Below are 14,829 nucleotides of genomic sequence, written 5' to 3' on the forward strand. Positions count from 1 at the left end.
TTAGGTTATGATAAACTTTAAAAACTTAAAAATCGTTGTTACTGTATTTGGCTTGGCATACTCTTGTTCACTTTTTGCGCAGGACAACTGGAAACATACCGAAAATGATCGCAAGGTTGCTGTGGATATTGATAGTATCAGTAAAGGTGGTTATACCCTAATTTGGATTAATAAAGACAAAGATTTTAGTGCTTCTTTAAAAGAAAGGCTGGTAGCGGCATATTTTACCAACTATCCTAAACTAGCCAAGAAATATAATAAAAAGACTATAAAAAAGGTCTCTTTTGTTATTGATCCGGACTATAAAGGTGTGGCAGCGACAGCGGGTGGGATTGTCCGTTATAGTCCAGCCTGGTTTGCCAAAAATCCAGGGGATATTGACGTGGTTACCCATGAGGTCATGCATATTGTTCAAGCATACCCCGATGGGGCGGGCCCGTGGTGGATTACGGAGGGGATAGCCGATTTTGTTCGATTTGATGATGGCCTAGATAATGCGGGGGCAAACTGGAAGCTGCCAGAATATAACGAAAAGCAGAAATACACCGATTCTTATCGTATTACAGCGCGCTTTTTGTACTGGATCAATCTACATGTAAAGAAGGATTTTGTCAAAAAATTGGATGCAGCGATGCGTAGCAAAAGCTATAGTGATGCTTTTTGGAAAGTGGAGACGGGTAAAACTATTGATGAGCTATGGGCCGATTATAGCCAAAATCCCACACTATAATTCATAAGCGATGAATATCAGAAGTTTAGTCTTTTTGGGATTAATTAGTGTCCCATATCTATTAAAGGCACAAGAAACTAAATTAGTTCAGTATGTCAAACCACTCATCGGAACGGCGAAAATGGGACATACTTTTCCGGGGGCGACAGTTCCATTCGGTGCTGTACAATTAAGTCCTGATACGGATACATTATCTTATGCTGTCAATGGACGGTACAACGGTGATGTTTATAAATATTGTGCTGGTTATCAGTATGATGATCCGACGATTGTCGGGTTTAGTCATACACATTTTAGTGGCACAGGTCACTCCGATCTTGGTGATATACAGATCATGCCGACACAAGGAAAAGTTCAATTAAACCCGGGAACAGCTGATCGACCGCAAGATGGTTATCGATCATCCTACTCACATGCCAATGAGCGAGCTGAGGCCAATTATTACAGTGTTCTACTGGATAAACATCAGATTAAGGCTGAATTAACGACTACAACACGTGTAGGGCTCCACCGTTATACATTCAAAGAGTCTGACGCTTCACATCTTATCGTAGATCTAACTGCTGGGATTTATAATTATGATGGCAAGAATGTTTGGACCGTTGTCAAGGTATTGAACGATTCAACACTGGTAGGTTACCGTCAAACAAACGGTTGGTCGAGAACGCGCTCCGTATACTTTGCAATAAAGACCTCAAAAGCTTTTAAGAATTATGGCGCCAAGTATGAAGATGGAAAATCTGTGTATAATGGTTTCTGGCGTAAGTTTGATCAACAAAATAATTTCCCCGACCTTGCAGCGCACAATATTAAGCTACACTTGGATTTTGATACAAAAGCACAAGAATCCATCCTTCTGAAAGTAGCTTTAAGTCCAGTAAGCATGAAGAATGCATTGGCCAATATGGAGGCTGAGGCTCCGGACTGGAATTTTGATGGCTACGTTAAGAAAGGCCAAGAAGCTTGGGAAAAGGAGCTGCATAAGATAGAAGCTGAAATGTTGAACAAGGAAGACCTGGTCAATTTTTATACAGCCATGTACCATGCAAGCTTAATGCCGACAGTCTATATGGATACGAATGGTGAATATAAAGGCTTGGATCAGGAGGTGCACCGCGCCAAAGGTTTTACGAATTATACTTCATTTTCGCTGTGGGATACTTATCGGGCTTTTCATCCGCTGTTGAATTTAATTAACCCTTCTCGTAATGCTGATATTGTAGCATCCATGATGGCTCATTATGACCAGAGTGTATTGAAGATGTTGCCAATTTGGTCGCATTATGCGAATGATAATTGGTGCATGAGCGGCTATCATTCGGTGTCTGTTATTGTTGATGCAATACTTAAGGGCGTTTACAAAGGCGATGCGCAAGCCGCTCTAGCGGCTTGCGTACAAACGGCAAATACACGTCAGTATGAGGGAATCGGCGCCTACATTGATAAGGGGTATGTTCCTGCAGATGTATCGGGAACATCCGTTTCTAATACATTGGAATATGCGTATGACGATTGGTGTATAGCGCAATTGGCGAAAAAGTTGGGAAAAGAGGATATTTACACGACTTTTTCCAAAAGAGCTGAAAGCTGGAAATCACTCTATGATTCCTCCATTGGATTTATGCGTCCCAAGAATTCGGTGGGTAAATTTCAGGAGAAATTTGATGTTTTGGATACACATGGACAAGGATTTATTGAAGGGAATTCATGGAATTACAGCCTGTATGTACCGCATCAACCTACTGAAATGATGGCATTAATGGGAGGCAAAAAACGTTTAGAGTCTTATTTGGATTCCCTGTTTACCATGGAATTACCGGATAAATATTTTGAACATACGGAGGATATTACCCGCGATGGCATTATCGGAAATTACGTGCATGGAAATGAGCCTTCACATCATGTGGCATACTTGTACAATATAACCAATAGTCCCTGGAAAACCCAGGCCCGCGTCAGACAGATCATACGGAATCAGTATCACAATGGCCATGCGGGTTTAGGGGGAAATGATGACTGTGGACAAATGTCTGCCTGGTATTTATTTACTGCATTGGGTTTTTATCCAGTGGCACCTGGGGAAGATAGTTATTGGATTGGTAGTCCTTTGGTAAAATCGGCAAAGGTTAATCTTGAAAATGGACGCAGTCTTTCCATAGTTGCCCGTAACCAGTCTGAAAAGAATGTTTACGTTAAATCCGTTTCTTTAAATGGGCGGAAATTGGATAATTTTCTGTTACCCTATAGTAGCATTATAAATGGTGGTGAATTAATCTTCGAGATGAGCAATAAACCAAATAAATAAAAGCCTGCTCACAAAGATGAGACGATCAGGTGTGTACAAATGGATAGCTATCTGTTGCTTAGTTTTGTTTCTGATATTACAGTATCTCATGATCGCACGATCATATGAGATTAAAAGAAGCGAACTATTTCAGAAAGAAAAAAAGGCAATTAAGGTTGTTTACGATAAGCATATCTCGAACGATAAGATATTTCCGGGCGGGCAGAAACTTATCGATTCAACCTTAATGCCTCATTTAGTTCGTCTGAAAGCTTATTACCAAGACGATAGTAATGCTTTCAATAATCTGAAAGATAGCATCGCAAAAACGTTGGTAACGAGGCTTCGAAATCATCCAGCCATGGACAGCCTATTTCATAAGATCAGATCCGAAGTCAATTTGGGCGAAGGTTTTGGTTATGCCATTGTGTTGAAAGATATTTCGGTGACTTTTGATGCGAACACTTTTATACCAATCCTAGACTTTGGCATAGATAAGCATACTCCTATTGGGGGTGAATTTCGGTTTATTGACAAAGACAATATCGTATCGTCGATTGCAATAACCGCAAATAGTAAGATGTCAAACCGTGTGGCTTTTACGTTGTATGTTGGGAATATTGATACAAATTTTTCAGTATTAAAAGCCATTTTACCATTATTATTACTGTCGGGCTGCTGTATAATTGGTATTGTTTGGTTGTATTTGGTGACATATGGTAGCTGGATAAAGCAGAAAAGAATGGCGGAAATGGCTTCTGACTTTATTAACAATGTCACCCATGAATTCAATACACCATTGACAACCATACGAATTGGTTTAACTAACTTGGTGGTAAAGGTTTCTAAAGAAGATAGACTAAAAATGGCAACAACTTTGGATACGTTGATGCGTCAGGTAAACCGTTTGGATCGATTAGTTAACAAGGCTATTGATTTGAGCGTGTTTAATCAGGAAGAGGTGGTTCTCGAAGAACACTTTCTGGCAGAACTTTTGGACCAATTAGAACAAGACCTAGCGATTTTGGTATCAGAAAGTACAGTAATTCAAATTTTAATGGATGAAAACGTTAAAGACGTAAAGGCGCTTGTCAATCCATTTATGTTCGTCACTGCTGTAAACAATTTGGTCGATAATGGGCTGAAGTATAATAAAGAGCCAATAAAACGTATCCATATTCGCTTGAGTATGGGTGGAGTAAATACTGTGATGATGACTGTACACGATAACGGAATAGGTATTTCACATAACCAACTGCCGTATATTTTTACGAAGGGATATCGGGGTAAGCAAGAAGCTTCTTCAAATGGGCTAGGTTTGGGACTTTTTTTCGTAAAGGAAGTTATGCGGATTCATCGATGGAAAATAGACGTTAAATCAGGAACCCAGTCTGGAACAACGTTTTCGGTTTCCATACCAATAATACAATAGATGATACTAAAATATGGACATATATTGCTGATTGAAGATGATCTTGATTTAGCGACAATGCTCATAGATTATCTATCAAATTTTGGATTTGATGTTAGTCATGCTATGTCTGCTGAAGAGGGGATATCCTATTATGAGATTAATAAATATGATATCCTTATAGTAGATATACAACTTCCTACTTGGGACGGATTTCAATTTGTTGAATATATTTCACAGTTAAATAAAAACCAATTTGTACTTTTTCTCACAGCCAGACTGTCTAAAACAGATCGATTAAAGGGACTCCGTCTAGGGGGTAATGATTACATAACAAAACCGTTTGATGTTGAAGAATTGTCTCTGAAACTTCAAAATTATATTGTTAAGCAGCCTGTTGTTTCTCAATTGCAACTCAATATTGGTGACATTAAACTTGACCGTAATTTACTTGCAATAGAATTTAATGATAAATCTCGGCAGGTTGTATCACCACGTGAATTTGAACTTTGGACTTTCTTAGCCAGCAAACCGAATATTGTATTGAAAAGAGAAGAGATCTTACTTGCTCTTTGGGGAGATAACGATTATTTTTTAGGACGAAGTCTTGATGTTTTTATATGCAAGATTAGAAAAATGCTGAAAAGATCGCGGTATGTTGCTATTAAAACTGTTTATAAGGTGGGATTTATTTTAGAGGTCGATTTCAATAATTGTCATTAACAATCGATTAACAACTTTCTCTTTTCTTTCTTTTTAATTTTACTAAAACGAATTAGTTTATCAGCTTAAGGTTGATTTCTTTGGAGGTGTTCATTCCAAAGAAATAACTAATTAACGACCAATTTTTGTATTAGTAAACCAATCATTAATTATTATTTATGAAAAGAAAGGTAATTCCATTATTTTTTACGCTTTCGGTGTGTAGCACATTCAATTTGTGGACCGAATTGAAAGCTGCGTCTAGCCACTTCAGTTTCCAACAAGAAGGTATTATTGTAGAGGGAACAGTTTTAAACAGTTCGACAGGTAAAGTTTTGCAAGGTGTTACCATTGTCGTTAAAGCAAGTGGAAAATCAACGAAAACAGATGCATCAGGCCGATATCGAATAGAAATTCCCTATAAGGATGCGGTGTTGACTTTCTCGTATATTGGCTTTCAGCCTCAACAAATTGTTGCCGCTGGAAGATCGGCGCTACAGGTTAGTCTGATAGAAGATGTAAAAGCATTAGAGGATGTTGTTGTTGTTGGATATACAACACAGAAGAAAAGAAATGTAGTAGGTGCGGTAGCAACAATTACGACTAAGGACCTGGTGCAGAGCCCTGCTGCAAATATTAATAACATGCTCGCTGGGAGATTACCAGGACTGGTCGTCAACCAATATGCTGGAGGAGAACCAGGGGTAGATCGTTCAGAATTATTTATTCGTGGTAAGTCAACTTATGGCAATCAATCACCCATTGTAATTGTAGATGGAATTGAGCGTGATATGAGTTATTTGGCCCCAGACGAAATTGAAACGGTTTCCATTTTGAAAGATGCAGCAGCTACAGCGCCATATGGAATTCGGGGAGCAAACGGTGTTATCGTTGTTACAACAAAACGGGGGCAATCCGCAGATAAGGCAACGGTGGATTTCAAAGCGTCTTATGGCCTAAATACACCCGCACAATTGCCGATGCTTTTGGGATCTGCAGATTATGCAACTCTCTACAATGAAGCGTTAACGAATGATGCGAAGCTGTCTGGAGGAAATACCGATAACTTAAAATTGTTTAGTCAGGATGCTATAGATAAATTTAGACGGGCAAAGGGAGATAATTCGGATGGGCTAGGCTATAACTGGGACTATTTTGATTATATTTTTAGAACTGCACCTCAACATGAATACAATCTTTCTATACGGGGAGGCAATGATATTGCGAAATATTTTGTGATGGGCGGTTATATGGGGCAAGACAATAATTATGATCATGTTGATTTATCTAAATATAATGTTTCTCCTAAATTTCAACGCTATAACTTTAGATCCAATATTGATGTCAACATTACAAAAAACTTGTGGGTTAAGCTCAATTTAGGTGCCCGTATTACCAATCGAACCTCGCCTGGAACTTCCGCCAGTAGATTGATGACATTGGCGATGACACAGCCGCCGTATTTGCCCATCATTCTCGAACCCAATAGCCAACCTTCGACTCAAGGTTATCTGCTAAATAATCCATCAGGACTGTTGTTTGGTAATCAAATTTACCGATTTAATGTTCTTGGAGAATTGACTAGATCAGGATATCATACAGAAAAAAACACCTATCTGGAAGGGAGTTTTGCCGCCGGTTGGAATATGGATTTTATTACGAAGGGACTTTCTGTTGATGGAATATTTTCCTATGATGCAAGAGAGCAACAATGGGTCAGACGCGAGCTGGGCACTTATAGTGAAGGATATAGGGTATATCCCAATTATGCGACTTTTCAGCCTACAGATGGTATAGATTTATTTATGAATCCACAATACTATGAGGGTACTTATAGAAATGGGAACAAATATACGGTAGATCAAACTGTTGGAAATTCATTTACACAAAGTAGTCCTTTTAATAGAACCTTCATTCAAGGAAAAATAAACTATAACCGGCTATTTAAAGATAAACACAATGTTACGGGAATGTTGCTTTTCAATCGCTCGAGCCAGTCTGTTTATGATGCGGCGAATTCAAGAGCCAGTGTTGATATCCGTTATCAAGGTATGACAGGACAGTTTACCTATAATTATCTAGAAAAATATTTGGCGGAATTTAACTTTGGTTACAATGGATCCGAAAATTTTATAGAGGGAAAACGTTACGGATTTTTCCCGGCTGGAGCATTGGGTTGGGTGGTTAGCAAGGAGAAATTTATGTCGAATACCAAAGATTGGCTGAGCTTTTTGAAGCTTAGAGCTTCGATGGGCCTTGTGGGCAATGATAAAATGCCAGGTGATGCTCGATTCGGATATCTAGCATTTTTTCAGGGAGGAGACGGTTATAGTTTCGGCGAACAGAATTTTAACAATGGACTAAGTGGCCTTCGTGAAGGGCGCCTAGCAAATGAAAATATAACATGGGAGAAATCTAGAAAAACTAATATAGGTCTCGATATGGGTTTTTTAAAGAACAAGATGAACTTTAGCATCGATGTTTTTGAGGATTATCGTTATGACATTATTACCGAACTTGGGGCGGATGACATTGGTTTTCCAGGCGTAGTTGGTAAAGGTTCTCCGCTGATCAATATTGGAAAGGTCCGCAACCGTGGTATCGATATTGAAATGAGTTATTCAGATATGATCGGGGATAATTTCAGATTCTCTCTGAAACCTAATTTCACCTTTTCCAGAAATAAGTTGATCTACCGACAAGAGGTTCCGCGACAATATGAATACAGGCAAGCAACAGGTAAACGACTTTATGAAAATTTTGTCTATGTTTTCGATCACTTCGTTAGGGATCAAGCCGAGGCGGACAAGTTAAATCAGGCTAATTTTCAACCTTGGGGAACAGTAGGACCAGGTGATGTCGTTTATAAGGATTTGAATGGCGATGGTAGAATTACGGACTTAGGCGATCGTACAGTTATGGGAAATCCTAGAAGTCCAGAGATTCAATTTGGCTTACCAATATCACTGCAATATAAAGGCTTTGATTTTAGTCTTTTATTTCAAGGAGCGTTAAATTCTTCAATTTTGTTGAAAGATGCGGCTGTATGGGATTTCCCAACTTTCGATCAAGATAAACTCGGCTCGGTTAGACCAATTCATATGGGGCGTTGGACACCAGAAACGGCCGAAACTGCAACTTACCCCGCTCTACATATAGGTAATTCTGAAAATAATAAAAATAGCAATAGTAGTTTGTTTTTATACGATGCTAAATATTTAAGACTTAAAAATATAGAGATTGGTTATAATTTGCCGAAAGATCTTATTAAAAGAATTGGTTTAAATCAATTACGCATTTATGCGCAAGGAATGAACCTATTTACCTGGTCAGGTTTGAAGGATTTAAGTATAGATCCTGAGATGGGAAATACAAGCGGTTATTGGTACCCGATTCTAAAAGTCTACAATTTTGGAATAAATCTTAATTTCTAACCTTATGAATGTATTGAAGATGAAAAAAATACTTTTTTTTATGGCAGGTGTGGTTGCTTTTATGATCGCAAGTTGCAACAAATATTTGGACAAATTACCCGACGATCAGATCCGGGAAGATGAGGTTTTTACTCGTTATGAAAAAGTAAATCAGCTCGTTACGGATGTGTATGCTAAAGCGAAGGGTGTCAATCAGCCTATCTCGTGGTTCTATCATTTTTCGAGTGCTGCGATAACCGATGAGGCCGAAGGCTCTACAGTAGAAGGAAATATTACAAATAGATATAATACAGGTGATTGGAATATCAATGAACTACCCGGAGACAATGGGCAATTCTGGAATAGTATGTTTGACGGGATCCGTAGAACAAACGTTATTTTGGAAGGAATTAAAAAATATAGTACACCAGATGATATCTTAGAACCAGGTTCACTGCCTATGCGCGTGGGTGAGGTCTACTTTTTAAGAGCTTACTTTCATTTAATGGCTGTTCGTATATATGGTGAGATACCTTACATAGATCATGTTGTTACGGCAACAGAGAACATGAACTTCGAGCGTGAGTCAGTTCACAAAGTTATTGATAAAATTGTGGCTGATGCAATAACAGCATATAATGCCGTCCCAGAAAAATGGGAGGGTCAGAATTTTGGACGTATCGATAAAGGTGCATGTCTTGGGCTGATTGCAGAAGCGCGGTGGATGGCCGCTACACCACTTTGGAATGGAGCTGCTGCAAAAGGCTATAATGGGACGCGTAAGTTTGAGTCCGAATACGCTACGTACGACCCTCAGCGTTGGGTGAAAGCTAAAGAGGCGGCTAAGGCAGTTCTTGAAAGTAAGGTTGCAGGGGGAAAACGTTATAGTCTGTATCAGAAATACTCAAATACCGATTTTGGAGATAGTGGCGGTCAAAACACGAGTAACTCAACAGTTTATACACGCTTATGGCAGATGTTTTATGATATGGAGGCGTTCAAAAATGAGTATGTTTTGTTTTTTACACGCTATAAGGGTGAAGGGTGGTTTGGTGATGTATATCCGCCAAGCCGCGGTGGTGGAGCTCGTCAGATGCCCGTTCAAGAACAAGTAGATGAGTATGAGTACTTGTCGCCAGATGGCTTTGGTTACCCGATTTATAGTACCAAGGCTAAACAGGACGGGTATGATGACGCAAATCCTTATACTTCAGTAAAAAGGGATCCACGTTTTTATCGCGACATTATATTTCACGGTGCAGCATTCCGCGGCGGTAACAATAATCCATCCCAGACAAATATTGCGAGTGGTGCCGATCAGATCGGAGCGAATAATGCAACGCGCACGGGATATTACCTGAGGAAATTTTTGCAGGAAGCTTGGAATAAAAATGGAAGTGTTATCATCAGCGCACCTCCAGTATGGCGTTTGCCGGACTTTATTTACATTTATGCTGAGGCAGTTAATGAAATCGATGGACCAACACAAGAGATCTATGATTTAATTAATCAGGTAAGATCAAGATCCTTTATGGCGCCAATGCCTTTGACAACACTTGCTGATAAAAATGTGATGCGCGAGTATATTTATCGCGAACGAAGAGTCGAATTCTTTTATGAGAATAAGAGAGCTTTTGATAGTCGCCTATATCTAGAACCAAGTAGTTCGGTAGAGAAAACCAAATTTCAGACTTTTACTGCATCAGGTGGTACAAATAATGAACGAAGTATAAACTACTGGAAAAATAGTAATACAGCGTATCCGAAACTTCAAAATATGATTAATGGCATGAGAGCCGTTGAGGACGTAAATGGTAAAATTCAAATCGGTGATAAACGTTATAGAATGGAACGCTTCTTTGTTGAAAGTAGAGTTTTTACCGCTCCAACTCATTATTTATTTCCTATTTTAAACTCAGAGATTCAAAAATCGCCCTCATTAGGGCAGAATCCCGGCTGGTAGTATTTCTGTGATATAAAATCCGCAATCATTTGATTGCGGATTTTTTTGTAACCATCTTGTGAAAAACACCTGACCATCTTTTCTATTTAATTATCTTACTTATATTTACTAATACGGTTTAGCTTTTTTTGCTAGTACGATCAACCAAATACGTAATTTATGTTTAATATTAAAAAACTAACAGGTAGTATTCTTTTTCTATTCGCGATCCATGGGGGGATGGCACAGCAGGCTTCACCTGTTGATTTTGTTAATCCACTGATTGGTACAGAATCGAAGTATGAATTGTCCAATGGGAATACTTATCCAGCAATAGCTCGTCCTTGGGGGATGAATTTTTGGACACCCCAAACAGGAAACATGGGCGATGGTTGGGTATATACTTACACGGCGGATAAAATAAAGGGTTTTAAGCAAACGCATCAGCCAAGTCCTTGGAACAATGATTATGGACAGTTTTCAATTATGCCCGTTACAGGTACACCTCAATTTGATCAGGAAAAACGTGCGAGCTGGTTTTCACATAAGGCGGAAATTGCCAAACCTTATTATTATAGCGTTTATCTTGCGGATCATGATGTGACAACAGAACTGTCGCCTTCACAACGTGCAGCAATCTTTCAATTCACATTTCCTAAAACCGATAGCGCTTATGTTATTATTGATGCTTTTGATAAGGGGTCCTATATTAAAGTAATTCCGCAGGAGAATAAGATTATCGGGTATTCAACAAAAAATAGTGGCGGTGTTCCAGATAATTTCAAGAATTATTTTGTCATTACTTTCGATAGACCATTCTCTTACAAAGCTGCTGTGAAAAGTGGAACGGTAAGCAAGGATGAACTGGAAATTCAGGATAATCACGCCGGAGCGGTCGTGGGTTTCTCTTCCTTGAAAAGAGGGGAGAAAGTCATCGCTCGGATTGCTTCTTCTTTTATAAGTTTTGAAACGGCAGAAATAAACCTCAAAGAGGTTAAATCGAAAACATTTCAACAAGTTGTTGACGAAGGTAAAGCACAATGGAACGAAGTCCTTGGGCGTGTACAGGTTGAAGACCAAAATATTGACCGATTACGTACATTTTATTCCAGCCTATATCGTTCAACACTTTTTCCGAGAGATTTTTCTGAAATTGATGGAACAGGCAGGCGTATGCACTATAGCCCTTACAATGGGCAGGTCCTTCCTGGCGAAATGTTTACGGATACAGGCTTTTGGGACACCTTTAGAAGTTTGTTTCCCTTGCTGAACTTATTGTATCCGTCGATGAATGATCGGATGCAGGAGGGCTTGGTGAATGCGTATAAAGAGAGTGGTTACCTTCCGGAGTGGGCTTCGCCGGGACATCGTGCATCGATGATTGGAAACAATTCCGCTTCTATTGTAGCCGATGCCTTGATTACTGATCGGAAAGGCTATGATAAAGAACTCTTATGGGAAGCACTCAAGCATGGGGCGAATAGTGCCTATCCGAAACATTCTTCGACAGGACGCTTCGGTTATGAATATTATAATAAATTGGGCTATATACCTGCAGATGTAAAAGTCGACCAAAATGTAGCACGCTCATTGGAATATGCGTACAATGACTGGTGTATTTATGAATTTGGTAAGGCACTGGGCAAACCCGAAGCTGAAACAGCTATTTATGCAACACGTGCGATGAACTATAAAAACCTGTTTGATCCAAGTACCAAACTGATGCGTGGCAAAAAAACAGATGGATCATTCGTCTCGAATTTTGATCCAAGTGCTTGGTCAAGAGAATATACGGAAGGGAATGCTTGGCATTGGAGTTTTTGTGTCTTCCATGATCCTCAGGGTTTAATTAATTTGATGGGTGGTAATAAATCATTTGTGTCCATGTTGGATACGGTGTTTATCATTCCGAGCTATGAAGGAATGAAGAGTCGCGGGATGATCCACGAAATGCGTGAAATGCAGGTAATGAATATGGGGCAGTATGCGCATGGAAATCAGCCCATCCAACATATGCCATATCTGTATAATTACGCTGCAGAGCCTTGGAAAGCACAATATTGGGTACGCAAGATAATGGATAAACTTTATTTGCCGACACCAGATGGCTATTGTGGTGATGAAGACAATGGACAGACGTCAGCCTGGTATGTCTTTTCTTCGTTAGGATTTTATCCTGTTTCTCCCGCCTCGGGCGAATACGTGATTGGTTCACCACAATTCAATAAAGTGACACTCCGACTTGAAAACGGGAAAGAAGTCTTGATTCAGGCCAAACAACAGGAGCCAAATCAGGTTTACGTAGATCAGTTATCTTGGAATGGAAAGCCTTATAATCGCAATTATATCCGGTATAGTGATTTATTGCAGGGCGCTAACCTTGAATTTAAAATGAGTGACACACCGAATAAAAATAGGGGAACAAAAAAAGAGGATGCTCCATATTCCTTTAGTAACGAAAAAATTAAAGGAAAATAAAGATAGAATTCTTTATTGAAAACCATGACTGCTAATTTTAGGCTGTCATGGTTTTTTTACACGAATAAAATAATCTTAGCTATTTAAAGTCATACCTTTGTGATTCGAAATTTCGATATGTTAGGCAAAATATTTCATTTTTTAACACTCTTTGCATACCTTAATCTGTTGACCTATGAGTCTTTCTCCTCGGCAACTGGGCAGGTCCTGCATGCAGGTGAGACCATTGTGGAGTATTTTTTGGATGATGTATTGAATTTGGAGCCCATTCATTCTTCCGAAGAAGAAAGCGTACTATTGCAGGATGATTATCGTATATTTTCGCTCAATAGTCAAGTATTACCAATCTTTATTTTTGTTTTTGGAATCGTCTTTACGGCATTATGTTTTGCAAAAGATGATGAACATCCTTTTTATCGATCTAAAACCCTATGCTTACCAGGGTATTATCGATTCCTATCCCGCTTTAGGCCATTCTAGTTACCTCCAATAATTTTCTATCGGAGGCTGCAATAGTTTTATTTTATTTCTGTATATGGTATGGAAGGCCTTAGGCCGCTCTTTGCCCTATAAAATTGCTGTAGCTCCTATCTAATACATTCTCCTAACGACTGACTTTAAAATGCCGTAGGAGAGTTTAACATTTTACATTTTTTATCGTTTATGAAATACCAATGTTTGGCAAACACCAACGTGGATGAAAAACAACTGGGTATTCCATATGACCTTTAAAAAAAGATTATTCCCATATGAACAAATTACGAATACTGTGCCTTTTGCTTGGCGCGGTCGGGATGTTGGCCTCATGCCGCTCCACAAATGCTAATGCTGACCAAAAAGAAGAACTCAAAAATATACCCGTCGCCTCTTTGATGGTGATGGACACAACTGTTTATCAAGAATATATTGCGGATGTCCAAGCCTTGAAAAACGTCGAAATTCGTTCCAAATTGAATGGTTTTTTGGATAAAATATATGTAGATGAAGGTGCATGGGTCAGAAAGGGACAAGTACTGTTCAAATACAATAATGAAGAGTATCGTTCGGAACTGGCAAAAGCGAAAGCACAATATGACAACTCCATCGCTGAAGCACAAAAGATCAAGCTTGAGATGGAACGGACTCAAAAACTAGTTGACAAGAATATTGTAAGTTCCTCGGAGTATAATTTATTGAAAATCCAGTTGAAAGCTGCCAATTCGAAAATTGAAGAAGCCCGCGCATTGGTTAACCAGGCTCAGACCAGATTGGATTATACTGTCATACAAGCGCCTTTTGATGGACGTATAGACCGGATTTTGTTAAAAGAGGGCTCACTATTAACTGAAGGAAGTCTGATCACAACTATTTCGGATCTAAGTAAAGTGAATGTTTATTTTGATATTTCGGAAAGAGAATATCTTGCACTTATGCGTGATAAGCTGAATGGCAAAGAAACGCAAAAATCGGTAAAATTAATTCTGGCAAATGGCGAGTTGTATCCACACGAAGGGATTGCCCACTTGGTAGAAAGTGAATTTGAAGCAAATACGGGATCGATAGCGCTACGTGTACAATTTCCGAACGCAGAACATATTCTAAAGCATGGCGCAACAGGTAAGATTGCTGTACCAATGGAAACGGGTGAACATACTTTTGTGCACCAAAAATCAGTATTTGAAATTCAGGATAAGACTTACGTATATACCATGCAGGCCGATAGTACGGTCAAAATGACGCCTTTTGTTGCTGGACCACGTGTGGGGCATTATTACATTGTCGAAAGCGGTCTGAATCCTGATGTCAAGGTGGTATATGAGGGAGTCCAGAGTTTGCGTAGTGGAATGAAGATTAATCCAAAAATGAGGAAACTGTAGCGGGGGGATAGAT

At 39.2% G+C, this 14,829-nt stretch carries 9 protein-coding genes; all 9 read left to right on the top strand.

Translation table 11 applies throughout. From position 1 onward, the window contains the following. Positions 1-7: 7 nt before the first annotated feature. The 9 genes from B3600_RS24215 (at position 8) to B3600_RS24255 (ending at position 14,816) form a co-directional block, all read left to right on the top strand. Positions 8-730 carry a basic secretory protein-like protein gene (locus B3600_RS24215; protein ID WP_286754740.1) on the top strand — a complete coding sequence of 241 codons (723 nt, stop codon included), beginning with the start codon at positions 8-10 and terminating at the stop codon, positions 728-730. 10 nt (positions 731-740) lie between these two features. Next, on the top strand, positions 741-3,035 hold the full coding sequence (locus B3600_RS24220) for a GH92 family glycosyl hydrolase (RefSeq protein WP_286754741.1): 2,295 nt from the start codon (positions 741-743) through the stop codon (positions 3,033-3,035). An 88-nt stretch (positions 3,036-3,123) separates the two neighbouring features. Continuing rightward, the gene (locus B3600_RS24225; RefSeq protein ID WP_286754742.1) at positions 3,124-4,446 is read left to right on the top strand and encodes a sensor histidine kinase; all 1,323 of its coding nucleotides are present in this window, start codon (positions 3,124-3,126) and stop codon (positions 4,444-4,446) included. Then, on the top strand, positions 4,447-5,148 hold the full coding sequence (locus B3600_RS24230) for a response regulator transcription factor (RefSeq protein ID WP_112374000.1): 702 nt from the start codon (positions 4,447-4,449) through the stop codon (positions 5,146-5,148). It begins immediately after the preceding gene. Between the two features lie 158 nt (positions 5,149-5,306). Beyond that, positions 5,307-8,561 carry a SusC/RagA family TonB-linked outer membrane protein gene (locus B3600_RS24235; RefSeq protein WP_286754743.1) on the top strand — a complete coding sequence of 1,085 codons (3,255 nt, stop codon included), beginning with the start codon at positions 5,307-5,309 and terminating at the stop codon, positions 8,559-8,561. Positions 8,562-8,580: 19 nt separating this feature from the next. Then, positions 8,581-10,503, top strand: coding sequence for a RagB/SusD family nutrient uptake outer membrane protein (locus B3600_RS24240; RefSeq protein ID WP_286754744.1), 1,923 nt, complete (start codon positions 8,581-8,583; stop codon positions 10,501-10,503). A 159-nt stretch (positions 10,504-10,662) separates the two neighbouring features. Beyond that, a complete protein-coding gene (locus B3600_RS24245; RefSeq protein WP_286754745.1) occupies positions 10,663-12,960 on the top strand; it encodes a GH92 family glycosyl hydrolase in 2,298 nt (765 codons plus the stop codon). A 117-nt stretch (positions 12,961-13,077) separates the two neighbouring features. Next, positions 13,078-13,440, top strand: coding sequence for a hypothetical protein (locus tag B3600_RS24250; RefSeq protein ID WP_286754746.1), 363 nt, complete (start codon positions 13,078-13,080; stop codon positions 13,438-13,440). A gap of 269 nt (positions 13,441-13,709) precedes the next feature. Beyond that, on the top strand, positions 13,710-14,816 hold the full coding sequence (locus B3600_RS24255) for an efflux RND transporter periplasmic adaptor subunit (protein WP_286754747.1): 1,107 nt from the start codon (positions 13,710-13,712) through the stop codon (positions 14,814-14,816). The last annotated feature ends 13 nt before the right edge of the window (positions 14,817-14,829 follow it).

It is taken from the genome of Sphingobacterium sp. UBA2480, assembly GCF_002341965.1.
Taxonomy (GTDB): domain Bacteria; phylum Bacteroidota; class Bacteroidia; order Sphingobacteriales; family Sphingobacteriaceae; genus Sphingobacterium; species Sphingobacterium multivorum.